Here is a 17,000-nt window from a genome sequence, read left to right on the forward strand (position 1 = left end):
CCTCCCGCGCCAGGAGCGCGTCGTGGAGGAGGACGCCCCGGCCGTATCCCGCGGTTGCACCGTTCAGCCGCCATCGCGCCGGTCAGTAGGGTTCGGACCATGACTCGGTCCCCTGCCCCGTCCCCGACCGAGCTGCGGCGCACCCTCGGAGTAGGGGACGCCGTGGTCATCGGGCTCGGCTCGATGATCGGGGCCGGGATCTTCGCCGCCCTGGGGCCGGCGGCCCGCTCGGCGGGCTCCGGGCTGCTCCTCGGGCTCGCGGTCGCCGCCGTGGTGGCCTACTGCAACGCCGCCTCCTCGGCACGGCTGGCCGCCCGGTATCCGGCCTCCGGCGGCACGTACGTGTACGGGCGTGAACGACTCGGCATGTTCTGGGGCCATCTGGCAGGCTGGGCGTTCGTCGTCGGCAAGACGGCCTCCTGTGCGGCGATGGCGCTCACCGTGGGCGCGTACGTCTGGCCCGGGCAGGCGCACGCGGTGGCGGTCGCGGCCGTGGTGGCGCTGACCGCGGTGAACTACGGCGGCGTGCAGAAGTCCGCCTGGCTGACGCGTGTGATCGTGGCGGTCGTGCTGGCGGTCCTCGCCGCCGTGGTCGTGGTGTGCCTGGGATCCGGTGCCGCTGCCGCCGACCGGGCGGCCGTCGGCGGCTCCGTCGGCGCCGGGGGTGTCCTTCAGGCGGCCGGGCTGCTGTTCTTCGCCTTCGCCGGGTACGCGCGGATCGCGACCCTCGGCGAGGAGGTGCGGGATCCCGCGCGCACCATTCCGCGCGCGATCCCGCTCGCCCTGGGCATCACCCTGGCCGTCTATGTGTGCGTGGCGGTGGCCGCGCTCAGTGTGCTGGGGCCGGACGGGCTGGGCCGCGCGGGGGCACCGCTGGCCGACGCGGTGCGGGCGGCCGGGGTGCCGGGGCTGGTCCCGGTGGTACGGACCGGTGCCGCCGTGGCCGCGCTGGGATCGCTGCTCGCCCTGGTCCTGGGCGTCTCCCGGACCACGCTGGCGATGGCCCGGGACCGGCATCTGCCCGGTGTGCTGGCCGCCGTGCACCCCCGTTTCCGGGTGCCGCACCGGGCGGAGCTGGCCGTGGGCGCGGTGGTCGCGGTGCTGGCCGCGACGGTCGACGTCCGGGGCGCGATCGGCTTCTCCTCCTTCGGCGTCCTGGCGTACTACGCGGTCGCCAACGCCTCCGCCTGGACCCTCGATCCCGCTCCCGCCCGGCGCGCGGTGCCGGCGCTGGGCCTCCTCGGGTGCCTGACGCTGGCGTTCGCCCTGCCGTGGGTCTCGGTGGCCGTGGGCAGCGGGGTGCTGGCGGCGGGCATGGCCTCGTACGGCGTACGGCAGTGGTGGGCGGCGCGATAGCCCTCGGGTCGCCTGTCGCGCCCTGTCCGTCAGCGCGTCGCGAACGGCTGGTTCGTGGGGACGATTTCCCGGCCCAGCGGGAACAGGGCGACCGTAATCATCTTGAGGTTGGCGATGGCGAACGGAATGCCGATGATCGTGACGGCCAGCGCGATGGCGACGGCGATGTGCTCGAGCGCCAGCCACCAGCCCGCGAGGATCAGCCACAGGACGTTCCCGATGAGGGAGGGGGCACCCGCGCCGCGGCGCTCGACCGTGGTGTATCCGAAGGGCCACAGGGCGTAGACGGCGATACGGAACGCCGCGATACCGAACGGGATGCCGATGATCGTGATGCACAGCAGCACGCCCGCGAGGAAGTAGCCGAGGAACAGCCAGAAGCCGCTCAGGACCAGCCAAATGACGTTGAGGATTGTCTTCACCGGTGACGACCTGCCATCTGCTCGAGTCGGGCGATGCGCTCCGCCATCGGGGGATGCGTGGAGAACATCTTCGACAGTCCCTGGCCGGGGCGGAACGGGTTCGCGATCATCATGTGGCTCGCGGTCTCGATGCGCGGCTCCGGGGGCAGCGGGAGTTGCTGGGTCCCCCTCTCCAGTTTGCGCAAGGCACTGGCGAGAGCAAGTGGGTCGCCGGTGAGCCGGGCGCCGGACGCGTCCGCCTCGTACTCCCTGGAGCGGCTGATGGCCAGTTGGATGAGGGAGGCGGCGAGCGGGCCGAGGATCATGATCAGGAGCATGCCGAGCAGGCCGGGGCCCTCGTCGTCGTCGGAGCGGCCGACCGGGATCAGCCAGGCGAAGTTGACCAGGAACATGATCACGGAGGCCAGGGCACCGGCGACGGAGGAGATGAGGATGTCGCGGTTGTAGACGTGGCTGAGCTCGTGGCCGATGACGCCGCGCAGCTCGCGCTCGTCGAGGATGCGCAGGATGCCCTCCGTGCAGCACACGGCGGCGTTGCGCGGGTTGCGGCCGGTGGCGAAGGCGTTGGGTGCCTCGGTCGGTGAGATGTACAGGCGGGGCATGGGCTGGCGGGCCTGGGTGGAGAGATCGCGGACCATGCGGTAGAGGGCCGGGGCCTCGAACTCGCTGACCGGACGGGCCCGCATGGCACGCAGCGCCAGCTTGTCGCTGTTCCAGTAGGCGTACGCGTTGGTGCCGAGGGCGATGAGGACCGCGACGACCAGGCCCGTTCGGCCGAAGAAACTGCCGATGAGGATGATGAGTGCGGACAGTCCCCCCAGGAGGACTGCGGTCCTGAGCCCGTTGTGCCGGCGGTGCACGGTACGCCCTCCAGGTGGTGCGGCAGGGGAACCCTTCGCTTCACTGCGCTTCGACTCCACCGGTGCCGTGTGGCGTCCCGTCCAGTGGACCCTTCCGAACTGGTCAACGCCAGGCGGGGGCCACGGGTTCCCTGGTCCGTGCGACGGCGCGCGGGCCGTCCGGGTGAGCGGGGCACCGGTCGGCACACGCGCGTGAGGCCGCGCACTGCCACGCGCGCGTGGCAGTGCGCGGGAGCTCAGAACAGGCCGGTGGCGGCGAAGCGGAGCACCAGTTGGGGTGCTCCGGAGAGGGCCGCGCCGAGGACGGCGGTCAGGGCGAGGGCGGCGGTGAGGGGGGCCGGGACGCGGTGCCGGACGGGTTCGCCCTCGGGCGCGCGGAACAGCAGGGCCGCCCACTGGAGGTAGTAGAACAGTGCGATGACGACGTTGACGGCCATGATGACGGCGAGCCAGCCGAGTCCGGCGTCGACGGCCGCGGAGAACACGGTGACCTTGGCGAACAGCCCGATGACGCCCGGGGGGAGGCCGGCCAGGCAGAGCAGGAAGAAGGCCAGCACCAGGGCGGTCAGCGGGTTCGTGGCGTACAGGCCGCGGTAGTCGCTGACGCGGTTGCGTTCCTTGGTACGGCCCACGAGCGCGGCCACGGCGAAGGCGCCGATGTTCACGGCGGCGTACATGAGCGCGTAGGCGACCGTGGATCCGATCGACCTCTGCGGGTCCCTGGAGTAGCCGGCGGCGGCGATCGGCACCAGGAGGTAGCCGGCCTGGCCGACGGAGGACCAGGCGAGCAGCCGTACCGCGCTGTACGCGCGCGTGGCCTGCTGGCGCAGGGCGCCGACGTTGCCGACGGTCATGGTGAGGGCGGCGAGCACGGCCAGCGCGGGACCCCAGGCGCCGGAGTACGACGGGAAGGCGACGACGGTGACCAGGATCAGCCCGGTGAAGCCGACGGCCTTGCCGACGACCGACAGATAGGCGGCGACCGGCAGGGGGGCGCCCACGTAGGTGTCGGGCACCCAGAAGTGGAAGGGGACGGCCGCGGTCTTGAAGGCGAAGCCGACGAGAGTGAGGACGACGCCGGTCTGGGCGAGCGTCTGGAACTGGCCGTCGACGTGCTGGACGCGTTCGGCGATCCGGGTGAGGTACAGGGTGCCGGTGGTGGCGTAGACGAAGCTGACGCCGAGCAGGCTGACGGCGGTGGCGGTGACCGAGGACAGGAAGAACTTCAGGGCCGCGTCGGAGGACCTGCGGTCGCCGTGCCGGAGGCCGACGAGGGCGAAGGCGGGCAGGGAGGCGACCTCCAGGGCGACGACGAGGGTCGCCAGGTCGCGTGCGGCGGGCAGGAGCGCGGCGCCGGCGGCGGAGGCCAGCAGCAGGAACCAGAACTCCCCTTCGGGCAGTGCCCTGCGCCCGTCCTTCAGGGCGGTGACCGACAGCAGCGCGGTCAGGAGGGCGCCACCGAGGACGAGGAACTGGATGACGAGGGTGAACCGGTCGGCGGTGTAGCTGCAGACGTCGGGGTGCCCGGTCTGGCAGAACGTGGCGCGGTCGCCGTCCAGGAGTGGCAGGAGCAGCAGCGCGGCGGCGGCGAGTCCGGCGACGGAGAACCACCCGAGGAGGGGCTTGCGCGCCTGAGGCACGAAGAGGTCGGCGACAAGGACCACGAGCGCGATCACCGCGGTGAGGGTGGGCGGCGCGACGGCGAGCCAGTCGACGGACTGGACCACCGACTCGGCCGCCGTCTGGGCCAGGGCGCTCATCGGGTGCCTCCTGCGAGGAGCTGCTGCACGGCCGGGTCGGTGAGCCCGAGCAGGGCCTTCGGCCAGAGTCCGGCGAGGACGGTGAGGGCGACGAGCGGGGTCCAGGCCGCGAACTCGTAGCCCCGGACGTCAGCGAGCGGCGGCGCCTGCCGCGGTACGGCGCCCATGCAGACGCGGCGGACCACGACGAGCATGTACGCGGCGGTCAGCAGGGTGCCGAAGGCGCCGATCGCCATGCAGGTGAGGAAGGCGGGCCGACTGAGCCCGGCGGCCGGCTGGAACGAGCCGAACAGGGCGAGCATCTCGCCCCAGAACCCGGCGAGGCCCGGCAGGCCGAGCGAGGCGACGGCGCCGAAGGCGATGAGTGCGCCGAGACGCGGGGCCTTTCCGTACAGTGCGGCGCCGGACTTCTCGGCCAGGGCGTCGAGGTCGGTGGTGCCGGTGCGGTCCTTGAGCGCGCCGACGAGGAAGAACAGCAGGCCGGTGATGAGGCCGTGGGCGATGTTGGCGAAGAGAGCGCCGTTGACGCCGGTGGGGGTCATGGTGGCGATGCCGAGCAGGACGAAGCCCATGTGGCCGACCGAGGAGTAGGCGATGAGCCGCTTGAGGTCGCCCTTCGCACCCTGCCTGACGAGGGCGAGGCAGGCCAGGGATCCGTAGATGATCCCGACGACGGCGAGGGCGGCCAGATAGGGCGCGAAGGTGCGGAAGCCGTCGGGTGCGATCGGCAGCAGGATGCGGACGAACCCGTACGTCCCCATCTTCAGCAGGACACCGGCGAGGAGCACCGAGCCGACGGTCGGGGCGGCGGTGTGCGCGTCCGGGAGCCAGCTGTGCAGCGGCCACATCGGTGTCTTGACCGCGAGTCCGAGACCGATCGCCAGAACGGCGATGACCTGCACGGACGCGGTCAGTGACCGGCCGTTGTCAGTGGCGAGTGCCACCATGTCGAACGTGCCGGCCCTGAGCCCGACGAGGAGCAGGCCGAGCAGCATGACGACCGAGCCGAGCAGCGTGTAGAGGATGAACCGCCAGGCGGCGGCCCGACGGCCCTCGCCGCCCCAGCGGGCGATGAGGAAGTACATCGGGATGAGGACCGTCTCGAACGCGAGGAAGAACAGCAGCAGATCGAGGACGGCGAAGGTCGCGAGGGTGCCGGACTCGAGGAGGAGCAGCAGCGCGACGAAGGCCTTCGGGGTGGGACCCGCGGGCGGCTTGAAGTAGGAGTACAGCGCGCAGAGGAAGGTCAGCAGCGCGGTCAGCACGACGAGGGGGAGGGAAATGCCGTCGACGCCGAGGTGGATGCGCACATGGAGTGCGGGGATCCAGCTGATGTCGGTCGTGGCCTGCATCCTCGACGGGTGGGCGTGGTCGAAGCCGAGCGCGAGGACGATCGCGGCGGCGAGGATCGCGCCGGTGACGGTCACGCCGTGCCGGAGCACGGCCTGCTCGGGTGACTTCCCCTTCAGCCCGGGCGGCGCGGGCAGGAGGGCGGCGAGCGCCCCGAGGAGCGGGCCGGCGACGAGGAACGCCAGAAGGAACTGCATCACGGACTCGTTGATATCGATCACGCCTGCTCACGCTCCCGTGGCGACAAGGACGGCAGCGACCGCCAGGACGACGGTGCCGGCGAGCAGCGCGCTCACATAGGTCTGCACATTGCCGGTCTGGGCGCGCCGTACGACGGCCCCGAGCAGTCGGGGTGCGGCGCCGGCACCGCGTACGTAGGTCTCGACGACCTCCCGGTCGAGGAACCGGACGAGGCTCGCTCCGGCCAGCACCGGCCGGACGAACAGGGCCGCGTACACGGCGTCGAGGTGGAAGCCGACGGCCGCGTGCCGGTGCAGCGGTCCGAGCAGCAGCCGTCCGGGGTCGGCGAGTCCGGCGTCGGCCTCGGGGTGGGCGGCGAGCGCCGTGGCGTGCTGCCAGGCGCCGTAGGTGACGATGCCGCCGACCAGGGCCACCCCCGTGCCGAGCACGGAGGTGATGAGCGTGGGGGTCAGGTCCCGGCCGTCGAACCATCCGGGCAGGACGCGGAAGGCGAGGCCGCCGAAGGCGAGGGAGGGGAGGGCGAGCACCCAGAGCACCGCGTTCATGACGAGGGGCTGCCGGCCGTGGTCGGGGGCCTCGGCGCCCCGGCCACGGAAGGCCAGCAGCCACAGGCGCATGGCGTAGGCGCCGGTGAGCAGGGCCGTGAGGAGGCCGGCCACGAGGACGGTCCAGCCCGCCGCCACGGGGGCATGGCTGGTGTTCCCGGTGGCGACGTGCTCCGCGGCGCCGAGGACGGACTCCTTGGAGAAGAAGCCGCTGAACGGGGGGATCGCGGCGAGCGCGAGGAGCGCCACGGTCATCGTCCAGTAGGCGTCCGGGACGCGGGCGCGCAGGTTGCTCATGCGGGACATGGCGGCCAGCGAGTTGGTGCCGGCGGCGTGGATGATCACGCCGGCCGCGAGGAACAGCAGCGCCTTGAAGGCGCCGTGCGACAGGAGGTGGAAGACGGCCGCGCCGCGGTCGCCGACGGCGAGCGCGCCGGTCATGTAGCCGAGCTGGCCGGTCGTCGAGTAGGCGAGGACGCGTTTGATGTCGTCCTGGGCGAGGGCGGCGAGCGCCGAGCCGGCCATCGTCACGGCGGCCATGACGGCGAGGACGACCATCGCGGCCGAGGAGGCCTGGAAGACGGGGAGGAGCCGGGCGACGAAGTAGACACCGGCGGCGACCATCGTCGCGGCGTGGATCAGCGCGGAGACGGGCGTCGGGCCCGCCATGGCGTCGGGGAGCCAGGTGTGCAGCGGGAACTGCGCGGACTTGCCCGCCACGCCGGCGAGGAGCAGCAGCGCGATCAGGGTCGGGTGGTGCAGCCCGCCGCTCGCGACGGTGCCGAGGACCTGGGTGATCCGGAAGGACCCGGCGGCGGCGCCGAGCGCGAACAGGCCGATCAGGAAGGGCACGTCGCCGAGCTTGGTGACCAGGAAGGCCTTGAGGGAGGCGGCTCGGGCCTGAGGGGTCTCCCAGTAGTGGCCGACCAGGAAGTAGGAGCAGATGCCCATGACCTCCCAGCCGACCAGCAGGACGATCAGGTCGCCCGAGTAGACGACGAGCAGCATCGCGGAGGTGAACAGGGAGACGAGCGCGGCGTACGAGGGGTAGCGCGGGTCCTCGCGCAGGTAGCCCATGGAGTAGATCTGCACGCAGGTGGCGACCACGCCGACCAGGACGGCGACGAGCGCGGCGAAGCCGTCGATGTGCAGGGCGAGCTCGACGGGCACCGAGCCGGTGGGGGTGAGCTCGGTGGCGGCGTCGACGGCCCGGCCGCCGCCCTGGTCCGCGGCGACCAGCACGGCCAGGACCAGGGAGGCCAGGGGCGGCAGTACGGCGAGCGGGCGGACGAAGCCGGGCGCGGTGCGGCCGAGCAGCAGACCGGCCACGGCGCCGAGGAACGGAAGGAGGGGAACGAGGACGGCGAGGGTGGTCGTGGTCACGCGGTGGCCTCAGCCTTCTCAGCGGCCTCTGCGGTCGCGGCGGCGCTGTGGGGGCCGTCGTCGGAGTCGTCGGGGCCCTCGGCGGAGTCGCGGAGCCGGTCGATGTCCGAGGTGCCGCGGTTGCGGTGGACGGCGAGGACGATCGCCAGGCCGATGCCGATCTCGGCGGCGGCGATGGCGATGGTGAACAGGGTCAGGGCCTGACCGGAGTGCAGGGTCTCGATCGCGGCCCTGCTGAGCCAGACGTCGAAGGCGACCAGGTTGAGGTTGACGGCGTTGAGCATGAGCTCGACGGACATCAGGACCAGGATCGCGTTGCGGCGGGCGAGGACGCCGTACAGGCCGGTGCAGAACAGGAGGGCGGAGAGCACGGCGGGATAGGCGAGGTGCATCAGCGGACACCTTCCTTCGCGCCCGGGCCGCTGTGGGCCCCCGGGACCTGGGAGGCGGCGGCCTGGGGGGCGGCGGCTGCCTTCGCCTTGCGGGACAGGACGATCGCGCCGACCAGCGCGGCCAGGAGCAGGACGGAGAGGGCCTCGAAGGGCAGGACCCAGTTCTGGAACAGGCTCTCGCCGGTGGCCCTGGTCGATCCGGCGGCGGCGCCGTCCAGGTCGACCCAGGTGGTGCGGAAGGCGTCGACGACCACCCAGACGAGGGCGGCCGCGGCGGCGACGGCCACGGTCAGGGCGGCCCAGCGGTTGCCGGAGTCGGCGTCCGGGGAGCGGCCGATGGGGGCCTTGGTGAGCATCAGTCCGAACAGGAGGAGGACGACGACGGAACCCACGTAGATGAGGACCTGCACCCAGGCGATGAACTCGGCGGTGAGCAGCAGGTACTCCACGGCGATGCCGCCGAGGGCCACCACCAGCCACAGGGCGGCGTGCACGAGCTGCCGGGTGGTGACGGTGACGAGGGCGGCGCCGAAGGTGACCAGGCCGACGAGGAGGAAGGCGATCTCGACGCCGGTCGGGGAGAGGAAGCCGTGGCTTGCGGCGGCGATGCTCACGCGTCCTCCCCCTCCCGCGGTTCGGCCTGCGCGGCCGCCAGCTTCTCGGCGCTCTTGCGGGCGGCGGCGATCTCCTTGGGTTCCTCCGCGCCGGGATCGAGGGCGGGCGGCGCGGGCACGGTCCACATCCACTCGCGCAGCTTGTCGCGCTCGTGGGTCAGCTCGCGGATGTCGGTCTCGGCGTACTCGAACTCCGGGGACCAGAACAGGGCGTCGAAAGGACAGACCTCGATGCAGATACCGCAGTACATGCACAGGGAGAAGTCGATGGCGAAGCGGTCGAGGACGTTGCGGCTGCGTTCGCGGCCGCCGGGGACCGACGCGGGGACCGTCTCCTTGTGGGAGTCGATGTAGATGCACCAGTCCGGGCACTCGCGGGCGCACAGCATGCAGACGGTGCAGTTCTCCTCGAACAGGCCGATGACGCCGCGGGTGCGGGGCGGCAGGTCGGGCTGGACGTCGGGGTACTGCTCGGTGACGGTCTTCTTCGTCATCGTGCGGAGGGTGACGGCCAGGCCCTTGGCCAGGCCGCTGCCGGGGATGGGGGCCATGGCTACTGGATCACCACCTTGACGATGCCGGTGAGGGCGATCTGGGCGAGGGAGAGGGGGACGAGCAGGGTCCAGGAGAGTTTCTGGAGCTGGTCCTCGCGCAGGCGGGGGTAGGTGACCCGCAGCCAGATGACGACGAAGGCGAGGATCGCGGTCTTCAGCAGGGTCCACAGCCAGCCGAGGCCGTCGGCGCCCCAGGGGCCGTGCCAGCCGCCCAGGAAGAGGACGGTGGTCAGTCCGCACAGGACGACGATCCCGGCGTACTCGGCGAGGAGGAACAGGGCGAAGCGCAGCCCGGTGTACTCGGTGTACGCGCCGAAGATGATCTCCGAGTCGGCGACGGGCATGTCGAACGGCGGGCGTTGCAGTTCGGCGAGACCGGCGACGAAGAAGACGATCGCGCCGACGATCTGCCAGGGCAGCCACCACCAGTGGAAGGCGTGGACGATGCCGGGCAGGGAGACCGTTCCGGCCGCCATCGCCACGGAGGCGGCGGTGAGCAGCATCGGCAGCTCGTAGGCGAGGAGCTGGGCGGCGGTGCGCAGGCCGCCCAGGAGGGAGAACTTGTTGGCGGAGGCCCAGCCGGCCATGAGCGAGCCGAGCACGCCGACGGCCATCACCGCGAGCACGAAGAAGATGCCCGCGTCGAGGACCTGGCCGACGGCTCCCTCACCGGGGCCGATCGGGATGGCGAGCAGCACGAGGAGGTAGGGCAGCAGGGCCACGGCGGGGGCGAGCTGGAAGATCCGGCGGTCGGCGCCGGCCGGGACCACGTCCTCCTTCTGTGCGAACTTCACGCCGTCCGCGACGAGTTGGGCCCAGCCGTGGAAGCCGCCGGCGTACATGGGGCCGAGGCGGCCCTGCATGTGCGCCATCACCTTGTGCTCGGTCTGCCCCACGATCAGGGGGAAGGTCAGGAACACCACGAAGACGACGACCAGTCGCAGGGCGACATCGACGACACCGTTCACCGCGGGCCTCCTTCCGGTTCGTCGGGCGTGGCGGGGGGTTCGGTGGCGTCGGGTTCGTCGTCCTCGGACCTCGGCGCGGACTCGTCGAACGCCGGACGGGCGTGGTGCCAGGGGGCGTCCGAACTGCGCGGCGCCGCCGACGGCTTCGGGCTCGCCGCGTTCCGCCGCCCGGCGTCTTCAGGTGCTCCCTCGGCGGGCGGCCCGGCTTCCGGAGCCGCCTGCGGCGTGGTCGCGGCGCGCTCGGCTGCCGCCACGTCGGCCCGCCCGGGCGCACCCTCGTCGCGGCCGACCACCTGACTCGCCGAGCCCTCGCTCGCGCTACCCATCCGCCGGGGCCGGGCGGCGGGAGCCGTGGGCTGCTCGGGGCCGGGAGCCGCAGGAGTCGCGGCCGCCCGGTCGGCGGAGCCCTCAGCAGGCCCCGTCGCACCCTCGTCGCGGCCGGCCACCTGACTCGCCGAGCCCTCGCTCGCGCTACGCATCCGCCGGGGCCGGGCGGCGGGAGCCGCGGGCTGCTCGGGGCCGGGAGCCGCAGGAGTCGCGGCCGCCCGGTCGGCGGAGCCCTCAGCAGGCCCCGTCGCACCCTCATCGCGGCCGGCCACCTGACTCGCCGAGCCCTCGCTCGCGCTACGCATCCGCCGGGGCCGGGCGGCGGGAGCCGCGGGCTGCTCGGGGCCGGGAGCCGTGGGGGATGTGGCCGTCTGGCCGGCGGAGCCCTCCGCCGCCGTGCGCGTTCGGCGGGCCGGGCGGTCGCCCGCAGGCCGGGCCGCGCCCCGCGCCGGGCGGGACGGGGCGGGCGGGAGCTGGCCCTTCTGGGGGCCCCACTCGTTGGGGTCGGGCACGCCCGGCGGCAGCATCTGGCGGCGCTTGGGCCCGCCGTGGGCGGCACCCGCCGCAGGCTCCCCGGGTTCCTTGGCCCCAGGCCACGCCTTGGCGACCCGCGCCGCCAGGACGAAGTCCTTGCGGAGGGGGTGGCCTTCGAAGGTCTCGGGCAGGAGGAGGTGGTCCAGGGCGGGATGGTCCTGGAAGGAGACGCCGAACATCTCGTGCGTCTCCCGCTCGTGCCAGGCCGCGCCCGCGTAGACGTCCACCGCGGTCGGCAGGACCGGCGCCTCGTGCGGGACCGTCGTACGCAGCAGCAGGCGCCGGACCGGGGCGAGGGCGACGACGTGGGCCGAGACGCGGAATCCCGTGCCTGGCTCGTCGACGGCGCTCAGCCAGTCGAAGTACGTGCAGCCCAGCTCGTCGCGGGCGGTCAGCAGCGCGGAGACCCAGGTGTCCGGCGGCACGTCCACCGTCAGGACCGCGTAGGCCTCCTCCGCCGTCGCCCCGGTCCCGAACAGTTCCTCGACGGGCGCGGGCAGCCAGCCGGCCCCACTCATCGCGGGTCCCCCTCGCCGGTGGCCGCGCCGGCCGGCGGCCGTACGAGGCCGCTCTGCAGCGCCGCCGTCGAAGGACGGGCCGTCCCGGTCGCGTACCGCTCCCCCAGCGACTCGTGCGCGATCTTCTCCTGGAGCTTCAGGATGCCCTGGAGCAGCGCCTCGGGGCGGGGCGGGCAGCCGGGGACGTAGACGTCCACCGGGATGATCTGGTCGACGCCCTTGGTGACGGAGTACGAGTCCCAGTACGGGCCGCCGCAGTTGGAGCAGGCGCCGAAGGAGATGACGTACTTGGGCTCGGGCATCTGCTCGTACAGCCGCCTGATCGCCGGGGCCATCTTGTCCGTGACCGTGCCGGACACCACCATCAGGTCGGCCTGGCGGGGCCCGGGCGCGAACGGGATGACGCCGAGGCGGATGAAGTCGTGCCGGGCCATCGACGCGGCGATGAACTCGATCGCGCAGCAGGCGAGGCCGAAGTTGAAGACCCAGAGCGAGTAGCGCCGGCCCCAGTTCAGGACGACCTTCATCGGCTCCGGGGCGAGCCGGGCGAGCGTGCCCAGCCGCTTCGGCTCCGGCAGCGGTACCGGTTCGGGGGTGATGGGGGTCACGTCCATGTCAGGACGCCCTTCTTGTATGCGTACAGCAGGCCCACGGTGAGGAAGCCGAGGAAGATGAACATCTCCACGAGCGTCGTCGCGCCGTAGCCGGGGGCGGCGAAGACCGTCGCCCAGGGGAACAGGAAGATCGAGTCGACGGCGAAGATCACGTACAGGAACGCGTAGACGTAGTAGCGGACCTGGGTGTGCGCCCAGCCCTCGCCGACGGGGTCGACACCGCACTCGTACGTCAGCAGTTTCTCCGGGGTGGGGACCACCGGGCGCAGCAGGCGTCCCGCGCCGAAGGCGACGGCGACGAACAGCACGCCGACGACGGCGAGCACTCCGACGACCGAATAGGACTGGAAGTAGTCCGCCGCGACGACGGCGGTCGACCCCCGCAACGTCTCCCGCACCGTCCGTTCCTCACTCCCTGGCCCTGTCGGACCTGTTTTCCCGGCCCCGTACGGCCCCGTACTGTTCGGCTGTTCGACGATCTGTACGCACGGGAGTCTAGGCCCTGATAAAGGACGGGTAAGCAGCCCGTCACACCGTGGGACGCGAAGGTGGGGTTTTCCCCAGTGTCCGAGGGCGGCCCACCTCATGGCGCCGGCGGCCGCCGCACGGCACGCTGGCCCCTATGACCGCTCGCATCCCCGCCGCCGATCCGGCGGCCGCCGGCGCCGAGGACCAGCTGCCCCCGGCCCGTTTCGCCTACGACCTGCCCACCTGGAGGGAGATCACGCATCTCCTGGTGAATCTGCCGGTGTCGCTGCTCGGCTTCGTCTATGTGGTGACGGTGCTCTTGACCGGCAGCGCGCTGACGCTCAACGTGATCGGCTTCCCGCTGCTGGCGCTGGGGCTTGCGGGCTCGCGTCTGCTGGGCCGGCTGGAGCGGGCGCGGGCGCGGGCGCTGCTCGGGGTGCGGATCGACGAACCGAGCCCGCTGTCCCTGCACGGTTCGAACGGACTGGTCGGCCGGATGTGGATGGCGTTGAAGGACCCGGTGGGCTGGCGCTCGGCGCTGTACCACTTCATACGGCTGCCCTGGGGTGTGTTCACCTTCGCGCTCACGCTGACCTCGCTCTTCGTGCTCTGGCCGGTGCTGCCCTTCCTCGCGCGGGGCCTGGCGAACGTGGACCGGGCGATGGTGCGCGGCCTGCTGTCGCCGTCCGACGAGTTGGAGCGGCGGATCGCCGAGCTGGAGTCGGACCGGGGGATCGTGGTCGACACGGCCGCCGCGGATCTGCGGCGCATCGAGCGGGACCTGCACGACGGGGCGCAGGCCCGGCTGGTCAATCTGGCCATGGGTCTGGGCCTGGCCAAGGAGAAGCTGCTGGAGGGCCAGTCGGACGAGCATGTCGCCGCGATGGTCGAGGAGGCGCACGGCGAGGTGAAGCTCGCGCTCCAGGAACTGCGCGACCTGGCCCGCGGTATCCATCCCGCCGTGCTGACCGACCGCGGCCTGGACGCGGCTCTGTCGTCGGTGGCCTCGCGGTGCACGGTGCCGGTGCGGGTGACGGTCGACCTGGAGTCGCGTCCGGCCGCGGCCATCGAGGGCATCGCCTACTTCACGGTCTCCGAGCTGCTCCAGAACGTGAGCAAGCACAGCGGGGCGCGGTCCGCCTCCGTCGAGGTGTGGCGGACCGACGGTCGGCTGCTGATCCAGGTGTGGGACGACGGCCGCGGCGGCGCCCGGCTGGACGGCGGGACGGGCATGCGCGGTCTGGCCGAACGGCTGGACGCGGTCGACGGCCTGTTCGTTGTCGAGTCGCCGCCGGGCGGTCCGACGACCGTCACGGCGGAGCTGCCGTGGCGGGACCGTACGGACGGCGCCGGTCCCGCCGGGTCCGGCGTGGCCGCCTCCGGCAGGGGCACCGCCGGCACGAGGTAGGGAAAACCCCCCGCCCAGGACGCCGACGTGCTCCATGGTCCCGCCGCCCGCGGCCGAGCACGCTGGATGTACGGCGGGACAGCCGCAGGAGAAGCACGGACGAGCAGACGGGACGACGCCGATGGCCACCCAGTACCGATCGCAGGACGCACCGGGGTACGGGCCCTACAGCGCGGGCGGATTCCACGACGGTGGCACCGGCCGGGAACGGCACCTGCTGCCGGCCGGGCTGCGGGCGCCGTTCGAGGCCCGCAGTTGGCGCGAGTTCGGGTACGTGCTGCTCAACCTGCCGATCGGCATCATGCTGTTCACGTACGCGGTGACCATGGTGTCACTGAGCGCGGGCCTGCTGGTGACGTTCCTCGGGGTCCCGGTGCTGGCGGCGGCGCTGGCCGGCTGCCGCCTGTTCGGCGTGCTGGAGCGGGCGCGGGCACGCCGTCTGCTCGGCCTGGAGGTGGCCGAGCCGCAGCCGTTGCGGGCGAAGCGGCCGGGCCTGATGGCCTGGACGGGGGCCCTGCTGAAGAGCGGCACCTCCTGGCGGGCCCTGCTCTACGCGGTCCTGCACTTCCCGTGGGCGGTGTTCTCCTTCTCGGTCTCGCTGGTCTTCTGGACGCTGGGCTGGAGCCTGCTGACGTACCCGCTGTGGTTCTGGGTGTTCCCGATGTGGGCCGGTCAGGGCGGGATCCAGCTCTACGGCGACGGCCAGCACGGCATCTACCTCGACAACCCGTTCGAGATCACGGTGACCGCGCTGGTGGGACTGCTGTTCACGCTGGCCACGCCGTGGATCGTGCGGGCCCTGACGATGGTGGACCGGGTGCTGGTGTACGGGCTGCTGGGGCCGTCGCGGCTGTCGGCGCGGGTGGTGGAGCTGGAGTCGGACCGGGGGGTCGTGGTCGACACGGCCGCCGCGGATCTGCGGCGCATCGAGCGGGACCTGCACGACGGGGCGCAGGCCCGGCTCGTCGCGCTGGCGATGGATCTGGGGTTGGCGAAGGAGAAGCTGGCTGAGGACCCGCGGGCGGCGGCGCGGATGGTGGACGAGGCGCACGGCGAGGTGAAGACCGCGTTGCAGGAGCTGCGGGACCTGGCGCGGGGGATCCACCCGGCGGTGCTGACGGACCGCGGCCTGGACGCGGCCCTGTCCGCGGTCGCCTCGCGCTGCACGGTGCCGGTGCGGGTGGAGGTCGATCTGGGCGAACGGCCGGCGGCGGCCATCGAGGGGATCGCCTATTTCACGGTCTCCGAGCTGCTCCAGAACATCAGCAAGCACAGCGGGGCACGGTCCGCCTCGGTGGACGTCTGGCGGACGGAGGACCGGCTGATGCTCCAGGTCGAGGACGACGGGGTCGGGAACGCGGACGTGTCCAAGGGGTCGGGCCTCGCCGGGCTGGCCGAGCGGCTGGACGCGGTGGACGGGATCCTGCTCGTGGACTCGCCGGCCGGGGGCCCCACCCGGGTGACGGCGGAGCTTCCCTGGCGGCGCTGAGCGCGCCCGGCGTCTTCTGACGGCGGCCTGCCGCCGCGGCCACACCGGTCGCGGCGGCAGGCCGAAACGTGTGGTCACCTCTCCTACTTGCCCTGGCCTGGGCGCGGCGCGGTCCGAATACTGGAATGCTGGACCGTGTCGCACGGAAGGCCGTGGGGCGAGGCTGTGGGGGGCCGAGAAACGTGGAGGACAGGGTGCGAGTGGTCATCGCCGAGGATTCAGTGCTGCTCAGGGAGGGCCTGACCCGGCTGCTGACCGACCGCGGACACGAGGTCGTGGCGGGTGTCGGGGACGCCCAGGCGCTGATCAAGACCATCGCGGAGCTGCACGACCAGCAGGCGCTGCCGGACGTCGTCGTGGCGGACGTGCGCATGCCGCCGACGCACACCGACGAAGGGGTCCGGGCCGCGGTGCAGCTGCGCAAGGCGCACCCGGCGCTGGGCGTGCTCGTGCTCTCGCAGTACGTGGAGGAGCGGTACGCCACCGAACTGCTGGCCGGTTCCAGCCGCGGGGTGGGCTATCTGCTCAAGGACCGCGTGGCCGAGGTGCGCGAGTTCGTGGACGCGGTGGTGCGGGTGGCCGAGGGCGGCACGGCCCTGGACCCGGAGGTCGTCGCCCAGTTGCTCGGCCGCAGCCGCAAGCAGGACGTGCTGGCCGGGCTCACCCCGCGGGAGCGGGAGGTGCTGGGGCTGATGGCCGAGGGACGGACGAACTCCGCGATCGCCCGGCAGCTGGTGGTGAGCGACGGCGCGGTCGAGAAGCACGTCAGCAACATCTTCCTCAAGCTCGGACTGTCCCAAAGTGACGGGGATCACCGGCGTGTTCTGGCCGTGCTCACCTATCTGAACTCGTGATCGTCCGACACTGTTTCGGACCGTGCAGGCCGTCTCGTCCGCTCGTCCGCTCGTCCGCTCGTCCAGCATGCGAGCGATACAAGGAAGGCGACCCTTACGGTCGTAGGGTTGAAGCCGGGAAGGTCTTCGGGAAGGCCGCTCCCACACAGCCGCCTCGAAGGAGGACCAGTTCAGTGACCAGCCAGGTCAGCAGTCCAGCGGAGCAGGCCGACGGAACTGTCGTAGGAGAGCAACGCAGGGCGGCCGGGACGAAGGACGTCCGCCGCTTGGATCGGGTGATCATCCGGTTCGCGGGTGACTCGGGTGACGGTATGCAGCTCACCGGTGACCGCTTCACCTCGGAGACGGCGTCGTTCGGGAACGACCTGTCCACGCTGCCGAAC

16 protein-coding genes and 1 pseudogene are annotated in these 17,000 nt (G+C 72.3%); 5 read left to right on the forward strand and 12 right to left on the reverse strand.

The window, feature by feature from the left end; all coding sequences use genetic code 11:
• The first annotated feature begins 99 nt into the window (after positions 1 to 99).
• The gene (locus tag ACTYVM_RS34010; RefSeq protein ID WP_445529647.1) at positions 100 to 1,356 is read left to right on the forward strand and encodes an APC family permease; all 1,257 of its coding nucleotides are present in this window, start codon (positions 100 to 102) and stop codon (positions 1,354 to 1,356) included.
• A gap of 29 nt (positions 1,357 to 1,385) precedes the next feature.
• Here the strand turns inward: ACTYVM_RS34010 and ACTYVM_RS34015 are convergent, their stop codons facing one another.
• From ACTYVM_RS34015 to ACTYVM_RS34070, 12 genes are all read right to left on the reverse strand, one after another.
• The gene (locus ACTYVM_RS34015) at positions 1,386 to 1,778 is read right to left on the reverse strand and encodes a YccF domain-containing protein (protein WP_445529648.1); all 393 of its coding nucleotides are present in this window, start codon (positions 1,776 to 1,778) and stop codon (positions 1,386 to 1,388) included.
• Positions 1,775 to 2,638 (reverse strand): zinc metalloprotease HtpX, encoded by an 864-nt coding sequence (htpX, locus tag ACTYVM_RS34020; protein ID WP_445529649.1) that lies wholly within the window; start codon positions 2,636 to 2,638, stop codon positions 1,775 to 1,777. The genes ACTYVM_RS34015 and htpX overlap by 4 nt, the downstream gene beginning before the upstream one ends.
• Before the next feature lie 236 nt (positions 2,639 to 2,874).
• On the reverse strand, positions 2,875 to 4,398 hold the full coding sequence (locus ACTYVM_RS34025) for an NADH-quinone oxidoreductase subunit N (protein WP_445529650.1): 1,524 nt from the start codon (positions 4,396 to 4,398) through the stop codon (positions 2,875 to 2,877).
• On the reverse strand, positions 4,395 to 5,969 hold the full coding sequence (locus tag ACTYVM_RS34030; RefSeq protein ID WP_445529651.1) for a complex I subunit 4 family protein: 1,575 nt from the start codon (positions 5,967 to 5,969) through the stop codon (positions 4,395 to 4,397). The genes ACTYVM_RS34025 and ACTYVM_RS34030 overlap by 4 nt, the downstream gene beginning before the upstream one ends.
• A 6-nt stretch (positions 5,970 to 5,975) precedes the next feature.
• On the reverse strand, positions 5,976 to 7,877 hold the full coding sequence (locus ACTYVM_RS34035) for an NADH-quinone oxidoreductase subunit 5 family protein (protein WP_445529652.1): 1,902 nt from the start codon (positions 7,875 to 7,877) through the stop codon (positions 5,976 to 5,978).
• Positions 7,874 to 8,269 (reverse strand): NADH-quinone oxidoreductase subunit NuoK, encoded by a 396-nt coding sequence (gene nuoK / locus ACTYVM_RS34040; protein WP_361424126.1) that lies wholly within the window; start codon positions 8,267 to 8,269, stop codon positions 7,874 to 7,876. Before nuoK ends, ACTYVM_RS34035 begins: the two co-directional genes overlap by 4 nt.
• Positions 8,269 to 8,883 carry an NADH-quinone oxidoreductase subunit J family protein gene (locus ACTYVM_RS34045; RefSeq protein ID WP_445529653.1) on the reverse strand — a complete coding sequence of 205 codons (615 nt, stop codon included), beginning with the start codon at positions 8,881 to 8,883 and terminating at the stop codon, positions 8,269 to 8,271. The genes nuoK and ACTYVM_RS34045 overlap by 1 nt, the downstream gene beginning before the upstream one ends.
• The gene (locus tag ACTYVM_RS34050) at positions 8,880 to 9,434 is read right to left on the reverse strand and encodes a NuoI/complex I 23 kDa subunit family protein (RefSeq protein ID WP_445529654.1); all 555 of its coding nucleotides are present in this window, start codon (positions 9,432 to 9,434) and stop codon (positions 8,880 to 8,882) included. The genes ACTYVM_RS34045 and ACTYVM_RS34050 overlap by 4 nt, the downstream gene beginning before the upstream one ends.
• Positions 9,435 to 9,436: 2 nt before the next feature.
• On the reverse strand, positions 9,437 to 10,405 hold the full coding sequence (locus ACTYVM_RS34055; RefSeq protein WP_445529655.1) for a complex I subunit 1/NuoH family protein: 969 nt from the start codon (positions 10,403 to 10,405) through the stop codon (positions 9,437 to 9,439).
• Positions 10,402 to 11,784: an NADH-quinone oxidoreductase subunit C gene (locus ACTYVM_RS34060; RefSeq protein WP_445529656.1), complete on the reverse strand. Its 1,383-nt coding sequence runs from the start codon at positions 11,782 to 11,784 to the stop codon at positions 10,402 to 10,404. Before ACTYVM_RS34060 ends, ACTYVM_RS34055 begins: the two co-directional genes overlap by 4 nt.
• Positions 11,781 to 12,398 (reverse strand): NADH-quinone oxidoreductase subunit B, encoded by a 618-nt coding sequence (locus ACTYVM_RS34065; RefSeq protein WP_400033036.1) that lies wholly within the window; start codon positions 12,396 to 12,398, stop codon positions 11,781 to 11,783. The genes ACTYVM_RS34060 and ACTYVM_RS34065 overlap by 4 nt, the downstream gene beginning before the upstream one ends.
• On the reverse strand, positions 12,389 to 12,796 hold the full coding sequence (locus ACTYVM_RS34070; RefSeq protein ID WP_400033038.1) for an NADH-quinone oxidoreductase subunit A: 408 nt from the start codon (positions 12,794 to 12,796) through the stop codon (positions 12,389 to 12,391). The genes ACTYVM_RS34065 and ACTYVM_RS34070 overlap by 10 nt, the downstream gene beginning before the upstream one ends.
• Positions 12,797 to 13,020: 224 nt before the next feature.
• Between ACTYVM_RS34070 and ACTYVM_RS34075 the strand changes: the two genes are divergently transcribed.
• The 4 genes and pseudogenes from ACTYVM_RS34075 to ACTYVM_RS34090 form a co-directional block, all read left to right on the forward strand.
• A complete protein-coding gene (locus tag ACTYVM_RS34075) occupies positions 13,021 to 14,274 on the forward strand; it encodes a sensor histidine kinase AbrC1 (protein ID WP_445529657.1) in 1,254 nt (417 codons plus the stop codon).
• Between the two features lie 121 nt (positions 14,275 to 14,395).
• Positions 14,396 to 15,763 (forward strand): sensor histidine kinase AbrC2, encoded by a 1,368-nt coding sequence (locus tag ACTYVM_RS34080; RefSeq protein ID WP_445529658.1) that lies wholly within the window; start codon positions 14,396 to 14,398, stop codon positions 15,761 to 15,763.
• Positions 15,764 to 15,957: 194 nt separating this feature from the next.
• Positions 15,958 to 16,617 (forward strand): response regulator AbrC3, encoded by a 660-nt coding sequence (locus ACTYVM_RS34085; RefSeq protein WP_376546073.1) that lies wholly within the window; start codon positions 15,958 to 15,960, stop codon positions 16,615 to 16,617.
• 173 nt (positions 16,618 to 16,790) lie between these two features.
• Positions 16,791 to 17,000, forward strand: a pseudogene (locus ACTYVM_RS34090) (2-oxoacid:acceptor oxidoreductase subunit alpha); the annotation flags it as partial.

This window comes from Streptomyces cyslabdanicus (assembly GCF_052663305.1).

Bases quoted from the DNA above. Each gene is read 5' to 3' on its own strand.
- ACTYVM_RS34010 (WP_445529647.1), top strand. From the start codon at position 100: ATGACTCGGTCCCCTGCCCCGTCCCCGACCGAGCTGCGGCGCACCCTC.
- ACTYVM_RS34025 (WP_445529650.1), bottom strand. From the start codon at position 4,398: ATGAGCGCCCTGGCCCAGACGGCGGCCGAGTCGGTGGTCCAGTCCGTC.
- nuoK (WP_361424126.1), bottom strand. From the start codon at position 8,269: ATGCACCTCGCCTATCCCGCCGTGCTCTCCGCCCTCCTGTTCTGCACC.
- ACTYVM_RS34050 (WP_445529654.1), bottom strand. From the start codon at position 9,434: ATGGCCCCCATCCCCGGCAGCGGCCTGGCCAAGGGCCTGGCCGTCACC.
- ACTYVM_RS34060 (WP_445529656.1), bottom strand. From the start codon at position 11,784: ATGAGTGGGGCCGGCTGGCTGCCCGCGCCCGTCGAGGAACTGTTCGGG.
- ACTYVM_RS34065 (WP_400033036.1), bottom strand. From the start codon at position 12,398: ATGGACGTGACCCCCATCACCCCCGAACCGGTACCGCTGCCGGAGCCG.
- ACTYVM_RS34075 (WP_445529657.1), top strand. From the start codon at position 13,021: ATGACCGCTCGCATCCCCGCCGCCGATCCGGCGGCCGCCGGCGCCGAG.
- ACTYVM_RS34080 (WP_445529658.1), top strand. From the start codon at position 14,396: ATGGCCACCCAGTACCGATCGCAGGACGCACCGGGGTACGGGCCCTAC.